A 7,294-nucleotide genomic window follows, 5' to 3' on the forward strand; every position below is an offset into this window, starting at 1 on the left:
CGGAGCCATGGGGCGCCGGGGCTTTCGATTTGTTGGACGATGGCGCAGGTCAGCGCGGGCCGATCATGTCCTTCGGCTGCACCACGCGGTCGAAGGTTTCCGCATCCACGAAGCCGAGGCGGATCGCCTCTTCCTTCAGCGTGGTGCGGTTCTTGTGCGCGGTCTTGGCAACGGTCGTCGCATTGTCATAGCCGATCTCGGGCGCGAGTGCGGTGACCAGCATCAGGCTTTCCCACATCAGCTTGGAAATCCGCTCCTCGTCGGCCTCGATGCCGGTGACGCAATTGTCGGTGAAGGCCACGGAGGCATCGCCGAGCAACTGCATCGACTGGAGCACGTTATAGGCCATCATCGGCTTGTAGACGTTCAGTTCGAAATGGCCCTGGCTGCCGGCGAAGCCGACGGCGGCGTCATTGCCCATGACATGGGCGCAGACCTGGGTGAGCGCCTCGCACTGGGTCGGGTTGACCTTGCCGGGCATGATCGAGGAGCCGGGTTCGTTTTCCGGCAGCATCAGTTCGCCAAGGCCGCAGCGCGGACCGGAGCCGAGCAGGCGGATATCGTTGGCGATCTTGAAGAGCGAGGCCGAGACCGTCTTGAGCGCGCCCGACATTTCCACCAGCGCGTCATGGGCGGCGAGCGCCTCGAACTTGTTCGGCGCGGTCACGAAGGGCAGGCCGGTGATCCGGGCCATGTTGGCGGCGACCTTCTCGCCCCAGCCTTTGGGCGTGTTGAGCCCGGTGCCGACGGCCGTGCCGCCCTGCGCGAGCGCGTAGATGTTGGGCAGGGCGGCCTCGACCCGCTTGATGCCCTGTTCCACCTGATAGGCGTAGCCGCCGAATTCCTGCCCGAGCGTGAGCGGGGTTGCGTCCTGCGTGTGGGTGCGGCCGATCTTGATGATGTCCTTGAAGGCCTCGGCCTTGTCGGCAAGGGCGGCATGCAGCTTGCGCAGACCGGGCAGAAGCACGTCATGTGCGGTGCGCGCCACGGCGATATGCATGGCCGTGGGGAATGTGTCGTTCGACGACTGGCCCATGTTGCAATGGTCGTTCGGGTGCACCGGATCCTTGGAGCCGATGGTGCCGCCGAGCAGTTCGATGGCGCGGTTCGAGATGACCTCGTTCGCGTTCATGTTGGACTGGGTGCCGGAGCCGGTTTGCCAGACGACGAGCGGGAAATGGTCATCAAGCTTGCCGGCGACCACTTCGGACGCGGCCTCGACCATGGCCTTGCCGATTTCGGGATCGAGCTTGCCCAGATCGATATTTGCCTCCGCACAAGCCTGTTTGATGACGCCGAGCGCCCGGACGATGGCGACGGGCTGCTTTTCCCAGCCGATCGGGAAATTCTTCAGGCTGCGCTGGGTCTGGGCGCCCCAGTAACGGTCGGCGGGAACCTCGAGCGGGCCGAAGCTGTCGGTCTCGGTGCGGGTGGCGGTCATGGGCGTCTCCTGTCCGGGATATATGCTGTGCGGCGGTATACTGTGCGCCGCTGGTCTTGCCAACGGGCCAAAGGGGCGCACGGGGCAGGGCCAGAAAGATTGACAGAATGTCGCAGTTCGGCCCTAACTGTCGCAGGAACAAGGGAGAAACGACATGAACATGCAGGAGTCGGTACGTCACGTGCTGTCGAATTACGCGACCTTCAGCGGTCGCGCCCCCCGTCCTGAATTCTGGTGGTGGGTGCTCTTTGTCTTTGTGCTGCTGCTCGTCACGCAGGCCATTGACGCTTTCCTGATCGTGCCGCTGCTGGGCATCGAGCCGGCGTTGGAGGGGGAAAACCCGTCCCGGCCGCTCAGCATGCTGGTGTCGCTCGCGCTCATCATCCCGAACCTCGCGGTGGGGGTCCGGCGGCTCCACGATACGGACAAGTCGGGCTGGTGGATCCTGATCGGGCTTATCCCGATCATCGGTTTTCTGGTGCTGCTCTATTTCTATGCGCAGAAGGGCACCGAGGGCGAAAACCGCTTCGGGCCGCCGCCGGCGGGCACCGCCTGACCGGCAGCGTTTGACCGCGACCAAAGAAAACGCCCCGCGCCAGTGGCTGCGGGGCGTTTTTCTGTCTTCCGGTCCGCGCTGTCAGTGCTTGCGGAAACTGTCGAGGCTGACCACTTCCGCGTCATGTTCGCGCGTGGTTTCCACCGGCACCTCATCGGGATCCTCGATATCGGCCGGGGCTTCATCTTCCTCCTCATGCCCGTCGAAGCGCAGACCGAATTCGACAGACGGGTCGACGAAGGTCTTGATTGCATCGAAGGGGATGACGAGCGGTTCCGGCTGGTTGCCGAAATTGAGCGTGACGCTGAACCGGTCGGGCATGACGGCAAGCGCGTCGAACCAGTCCTGCATGACGATCGTCATCTCTGTCGGGTAGCGGTCCTTCAGCCAGTCGGCCATGTCGACGCCCGGATGGGTCGTGTCGAAGGTGAAGAAGAAATGATGTGCCCCCGGGAGCCCGTTTTCAGCCGTATATTCAAGCACTTCACGCAGGAGTCCCTGCATGGCGCGTTGCATCAGCTGGCCGTAGTTGATCCCGTTGGTCATGGTGTCCTGAGTCCCGTTGCTCCCTCCGACCATAGACGATTCCCTTACGGATAAAAGAGGCGCAGATCACGCTTTTGAGGGGAATCAGCGAAGAAATTGAAAATGCAGGCTTCTGTTGCCAGGTGCCTGCGAACCCCGCCTGAAACTGCTAGGTCTCAGGACTTAGATTTCGGTATTTCGCACTGCTTACGCAGCGAGAGCAACCGGAGCACGATTGTCGTTTGCAACTATGCTTTTTACGCCGATAACGGTGGCCGTCCGCCGAGTGAAAGCAACATCTTTACACGTCCGTCGATCCTGTTTCGGCCCCATGATCCCCAAACGAAGGATGTTGGTGGAGCCGCCGGGTACCGCCCCCGGGTCCGATCCGCTTATTACATGCGCGTTTATCACCATAGTCCCCGGAGGAACGGATCAAATATAGGCCCGCGCGCGGCGGATTTGAAGGGGGAAGTTGGCAGCCTGCGCCGTTCTGCGGCCCGTCAGGAGGTCGGGCGCCCGATCTCGGCAAGGAGCTTGCGCTCGATGGCGCGCGGATAGTCGGCATAGTCGCGCGCGGTGATGACGAAGGCCCCGTCGCCGGTGATCACGTGGTTGTGGTAATAGGGGGTCAGGTTCGCCTCGATATCGGCAATGGCGAGCCCGTTGACGGTGATCCCCATGGCCGCCATCTGCGCCCGGACGGCGGCGGGCGGGGTGCCCTCGTTCGACGAGCCGTCGCCCGACACGTCGATCACCCGGCGGGTGCAGTCGGGCACGGCCTCGAAGGTCACGGCGGTGAAAAGGAGCGCATTTCCGATCGCGGTGGAAAAATGTTCCCACGCGCGCGGCGTGGCGCGGACGATGCGGGCCATCTCGGCCACGTCGCGCAGGCTCTTCATCCGCCGCCAGTCGATGGACAACTCCTGCCGCGAGGCGCCGGTCCATTGCACGAGGCTGAGCGCGGCCTGCGTGGCGACGAGCGCGTCCGCGATGGTGCTCTGTTCCAGCGCGTCGGCGAGCCCGTCCATCTGCAGCCGGTATTCCTCGGGCGAGATCGAGCCGGACACGTCGACAGTGAGCGCCAAGGCCACGTCACAGGCCGATGCGGGCAGGGCTGCCGCGGCCAGTGCAATCGTGGTCGCCAGCGGGCGGACGACAGGTGCAAGGCACCGCACGCCCACGGTCAGACCCCGGGGGTGCGCAATTCGCGCAGGATCTTGGCGCGGATCGCGCGGGGATAGTCGTCGAACCCCTCGGCGGTTTCCACGAAGGCGCCGGGGCCGGTGATGACCCGGTGACGGAAATATTCGCTCAACTCGAAGGACTCGTCCTCGATCGCGAGCGCATTGACCGTGAGGCCGGCTGCCGCGAGCCCGTCGCGCAGCCCCTCGGGTCCGGGGCCGGTGTTCGACTTGCCGTCGCCCGACACGTCGATGACCATCCGGTCGCAGCGGGGCGCGCTGGCAAACCCGTCCGCCACGCGGGCGAGGGCCGTGCCCATGGCCGTGCTCTCGTTGATCGCGGCGCGCGGCAGGGTGCGGGTGCGGTCGGCAAAGGCCTGCAGGGCGGCGGGGCTGTCGATCCCGGTCCAGGGAATGGCGCGCACCTGCGTGCCGCGCCCGCCCCAGTGCCAGAGGCTGAGTTGCGCCCGCAAGGCGGCGAGGTCGCGCGCGATGGCGGGGTCCTCGAGCGCGTCGGCAAGCCCGTTCATCTGGATCGCATATTCATACCCGTCGACCGACCCCGACACGTCGACGGCAAAGGCGAGGGCCAGCCCGCAGGCCGAAGCGCCGGCAGGTGCCAGCGCCAGAGCCGTTGCAGCGGCCAGCCCCGCGCCCCGCATCACCAGTGCCCGGTATTTTCCATGCTGGCCCAGGGTTCCTGCGGCGGCAGGTCGTCGCCGTTCTGGATCAGCTCGATGGAGATATTGTCCGGCGACCGCACGAAGGCCATGTGCCCGTCGCGCGGCGGACGGTTGATCGTCACGCCATTGTCCATCAGGTGCTGGCACATGGCGTAGATATCGTCGACCTTGTAGGCGAGGTGGCCGAAATGGCGGCTGTCGGACGGCAGGCCCTCGTCCCCGTCCCAGTTGTAGGTCAGCTCCACCGGACAGTCCGGCTGGCCCGGCGGCGCCATGAAGACGAGCGTGAAGCGGCCGCCCTCATTATCGTAACGGCGCGTTTCCTCCAGCCCGAGCAGCTTGTAGAAGGCCATCGAGGCGTCGAGATCCTTCACCCGGACCATCGTGTGGAGATATTTCAGCGGCATGGAAGCTCCTGCAGATTGTTGGTTTTCAAGGACGATAGCCAAAGCCGCGGAGGGGCGCCACCATCGCCGCTGGCGATCACGGCGATTTTCTTTCATATGGTGGTTCACGCCTGTGTGACCGCAATATATCGTGTGTGCGAGCGCGAGTCGCAGGCAACAGATGAAAGACGAGGTCCGCATGCCCATCACCGCCGAGCAGCAGGCACAGATCGACGAGGAACGGGCCCGCAGCCAGCCCACGCGGCGCGCGGTGGCGCCGGGGATGGAGGAACATCTCTACACGGCCTATCCGGTGCTCGATCACGGCTTCGTCCGGGTGATCGACTATATGGGCGACGATGCCGCGATCACCCAGGCCGCGCGGGTCAGCTACGGCAAGGGCACCAAGTCGGTCAGCAATGACGAGGGGCTGATCCGCTACCTGATGCGCCACTGGCATTCGACGCCCTTCGAGATGTGCGAGATCAAGCTGCATGTGAAACTGCCGGTCTTCGTGGCGCGCCAGTGGATTCGCCACCGGACCGCCAATGTGAACGAATATTCGGCCCGCTATTCGATCCTCGACCGGGAATTCTACATCCCCGCGCCCGAGCATCTGGCGGCGCAGTCGGTGGTCAACAACCAGGGGCGCGGGGAGCTGCTCGAAGGGGCGGAGGCCGCCCGCGTGCTCGACTATCTGAAAGCCGACAGCGCGCGCGCCTATGACCATTACGAGGAGATGATCTCCGACGAGGGGCAAGCGGGGCTGGCGCGCGAACTGGCGCGGATGAACCTGCCCGCCAACATCTACACGCAATGGTACTGGAAGGTGGACCTGCACAATCTCTTCCACTTCCTGCGCCTGCGCGCCGACGCCCATGCGCAATATGAGATCCGCGTCTATGCGGAGGAAATCTGCAAGCTCGTGGCCGACTGGGTGCCCTTCGCCTATACCGCTTTCGAGGATTACCGGCTGGGCGGCGCGACCCTGTCGGACCGCGCGCTCGACTGCGTCCGCCGGATGCTCGCGGGCGAAGAGGTCACGCAGGAAAGCTCGGGCATGAGCAAGGGCGAGTGGCGGGAGTTCCGCGCGACGCTCGACGGGCCGGCCGAAGCCTGACCCCGAAATGAAAACCGCCCGGACCATGGGTCCGGGCGGCATCGAATCCTATGGTCGGGGCGGCGGGTTGCCGGTCCCGTCCTTTGAAACCGCTCAGAGCAGTTTCAGGTCAGCGGCAGATGCGCGGCCGTCACGGCCTTCCTGCAGCTCGTACTCGACTTTCTGGTTGTCGGCGAGGCCGGTCAGACCTGCGCGCTCGACAGCCGAGATGTGCACAAACACGTCGTTGCCGCCGGATTCCGGTGCGATGAAGCCGAAGCCTTTGGTCGAGTTGAACCATTTTACGGTGCCAGTGGCCATATCCGTATCTCCTGATCTGTGTCGCCCGCAACATGCGGCGACCCGGTGGTTGGTCCTTTTGTCTAGGCCGCCAACTGTATCAGAAGTCGGTAGAGTAGAACTGTCTCACTGCGGCCTTCCATAGATGGGTCACATGGGATTGCAAGGAAAATCGCTCATGTGTCGCCCACCTCACGCAGCGGTGAGCCGATATCCTCCGACCGATTGCCCCCGTCTGGCAGCCTGTGTCTGCGGCCGGTCCGGCCGGGCGGAATTGCAGGACATATATAGCTCGCGCGCGCGAGCGCGACCGGCGCGCGCCGGATCGGGTCATGAAATGGGTGACGGGGGCGGGCCGGCGCGTCAGTCTGGGGGCCGTTGAATCACTTGAACCATGCGGAGCCTGCCATGAGCCTCACCCTCCATATCCTGAAGAACTGCGACAGCTGCCGTGCCGCGCGGCGCGACCTGACAGCGGCGGGGCAGACGGTGGAGCTTGTCGACATCATGGCAACGCCGCCGACGCGCGCGCAGCTCGACAGGTGGCTCGCCGCCCTCGGTCCCGACCGTCTGGTGAATCGCAAATCGGCCACCTGGCGGGGATTGGGCGACTCGGATCGGGACGGATGGGACGATCCCGCGCGGGCCGCGGCGCTCCTTCAGGCGCATCCCAAACTGATGAAGCGTCCGCTCATCGAGGCGGGCGATGCGGTCCATGTCGGATGGACGGCCGAAACCCGCGCGGCGCTCGGCCTTTGAGGGAAGGGGCAGGGCGCATCCGGGCGCCGGAATCTCCGCCCTTGACGCAGGGGCATGATCCGGGGCAATTTATGTGCCCCGGAACGGGCGGTTTCGGGTCGAAAATTTCGTTCTGAAAAAAGTGCGGATTTTTGAAAAAAAGCTGTTGCGGCCCCCAGAGGAGGGGCCTATACACCGCCCTCACCGGAGACGGGGAGCGGCACTGACCGCCACGGCGACGGCGGCCTGAAAGGGCCACGCTCTTTGAAATTTTGATACAGATGAAGAGATATGCGGGCGGTTTGGTTCGTTTCGACGACCGGACGTTTTGCATATCGGCTCTTTAGGGGTTTCGGCTCCGATGATGAGAGTGTCAGCTTCA

General features: G+C 64.5%; 9 protein-coding genes and 1 other RNA gene. 3 read left to right on the plus strand and 7 right to left on the minus strand.

Annotation, left to right across the window (positions count from 1 at the left end; all coding sequences use genetic code 11):
* Positions 1-49: 49 nt before the first annotated feature.
* Positions 50-1,441 (minus strand): class II fumarate hydratase, encoded by a 1,392-nt coding sequence (gene fumC, locus GSH16_RS12945; RefSeq protein ID WP_160855744.1) that lies wholly within the window; start codon positions 1,439-1,441, stop codon positions 50-52.
* Between the two features lie 154 nt (positions 1,442-1,595).
* On the opposite strand from fumC, the gene GSH16_RS12950 reads away from it, so the two are divergent.
* The gene (locus tag GSH16_RS12950) at positions 1,596-1,997 is read left to right on the plus strand and encodes a DUF805 domain-containing protein (RefSeq protein WP_160855746.1); all 402 of its coding nucleotides are present in this window, start codon (positions 1,596-1,598) and stop codon (positions 1,995-1,997) included.
* A gap of 81 nt (positions 1,998-2,078) precedes the next feature.
* Here the strand turns inward: GSH16_RS12950 and GSH16_RS12955 are convergent, their stop codons facing one another.
* From GSH16_RS12955 to GSH16_RS12975, 5 genes are all read right to left on the minus strand, one after another.
* Positions 2,079-2,543, minus strand: a complete 465-nt coding sequence (locus GSH16_RS12955; protein ID WP_160855748.1) for an SspB family protein — start codon at positions 2,541-2,543, stop codon at positions 2,079-2,081.
* Between the two features lie 101 nt (positions 2,544-2,644).
* Positions 2,645-2,993: a transfer-messenger RNA gene (ssrA, locus tag GSH16_RS12960) on the minus strand.
* A 32-nt stretch (positions 2,994-3,025) separates the two neighbouring features.
* Positions 3,026-3,706 carry a DUF1194 domain-containing protein gene (locus GSH16_RS12965; RefSeq protein ID WP_328803230.1) on the minus strand — a complete coding sequence of 227 codons (681 nt, stop codon included), beginning with the start codon at positions 3,704-3,706 and terminating at the stop codon, positions 3,026-3,028.
* 2 nt (positions 3,707-3,708) lie between these two features.
* Positions 3,709-4,368: a DUF1194 domain-containing protein gene (locus GSH16_RS12970; protein WP_160855750.1), complete on the minus strand. Its 660-nt coding sequence runs from the start codon at positions 4,366-4,368 to the stop codon at positions 3,709-3,711.
* A complete protein-coding gene (locus GSH16_RS12975) occupies positions 4,368-4,796 on the minus strand; it encodes a VOC family protein (protein WP_160855752.1) in 429 nt (142 codons plus the stop codon). The genes GSH16_RS12970 and GSH16_RS12975 overlap by 1 nt, the downstream gene beginning before the upstream one ends.
* A 178-nt stretch (positions 4,797-4,974) precedes the next feature.
* Here GSH16_RS12975 and thyX point away from each other — a divergent pair, with 178 nt between their 5' ends.
* Positions 4,975-5,895 carry an FAD-dependent thymidylate synthase gene (gene thyX / locus GSH16_RS12980; RefSeq protein ID WP_160855754.1) on the plus strand — a complete coding sequence of 307 codons (921 nt, stop codon included), beginning with the start codon at positions 4,975-4,977 and terminating at the stop codon, positions 5,893-5,895.
* A 93-nt stretch (positions 5,896-5,988) separates the two neighbouring features.
* On the opposite strand, the gene GSH16_RS12985 is transcribed toward thyX, so the two are convergent.
* Positions 5,989-6,195, minus strand: a complete 207-nt coding sequence (locus tag GSH16_RS12985; protein WP_160855756.1) for a cold-shock protein — start codon at positions 6,193-6,195, stop codon at positions 5,989-5,991.
* A 387-nt stretch (positions 6,196-6,582) separates the two neighbouring features.
* Between GSH16_RS12985 and GSH16_RS12990 the strand changes: the two genes are divergently transcribed.
* On the plus strand, positions 6,583-6,933 hold the full coding sequence (locus GSH16_RS12990) for an arsenate reductase family protein (protein ID WP_160855758.1): 351 nt from the start codon (positions 6,583-6,585) through the stop codon (positions 6,931-6,933).
* Positions 6,934-7,294 lie beyond the last annotated feature (361 nt).

Source organism: Oceanomicrobium pacificus (assembly GCF_009833495.1).
In the GTDB taxonomy this organism is placed as follows: Bacteria; Pseudomonadota; Alphaproteobacteria; order Rhodobacterales; family Rhodobacteraceae; genus Oceanomicrobium; species Oceanomicrobium pacificus.

Bases quoted from the DNA above. Each gene is read 5' to 3' on its own strand.
- fumC (WP_160855744.1), bottom strand. From the start codon at position 1,441: ATGACCGCCACCCGCACCGAGACCGACAGCTTCGGCCCGCTCGAGGTT.
- GSH16_RS12950 (WP_160855746.1), top strand. From the start codon at position 1,596: ATGAACATGCAGGAGTCGGTACGTCACGTGCTGTCGAATTACGCGACC.
- GSH16_RS12955 (WP_160855748.1), bottom strand. From the start codon at position 2,543: ATGACCAACGGGATCAACTACGGCCAGCTGATGCAACGCGCCATGCAG.
- GSH16_RS12970 (WP_160855750.1), bottom strand. From the start codon at position 4,368: ATGCGGGGCGCGGGGCTGGCCGCTGCAACGGCTCTGGCGCTGGCACCT.
- GSH16_RS12975 (WP_160855752.1), bottom strand. From the start codon at position 4,796: ATGCCGCTGAAATATCTCCACACGATGGTCCGGGTGAAGGATCTCGAC.
- thyX (WP_160855754.1), top strand. From the start codon at position 4,975: ATGCCCATCACCGCCGAGCAGCAGGCACAGATCGACGAGGAACGGGCC.
- GSH16_RS12985 (WP_160855756.1), bottom strand. From the start codon at position 6,195: ATGGCCACTGGCACCGTAAAATGGTTCAACTCGACCAAAGGCTTCGGC.
- GSH16_RS12990 (WP_160855758.1), top strand. From the start codon at position 6,583: ATGAGCCTCACCCTCCATATCCTGAAGAACTGCGACAGCTGCCGTGCC.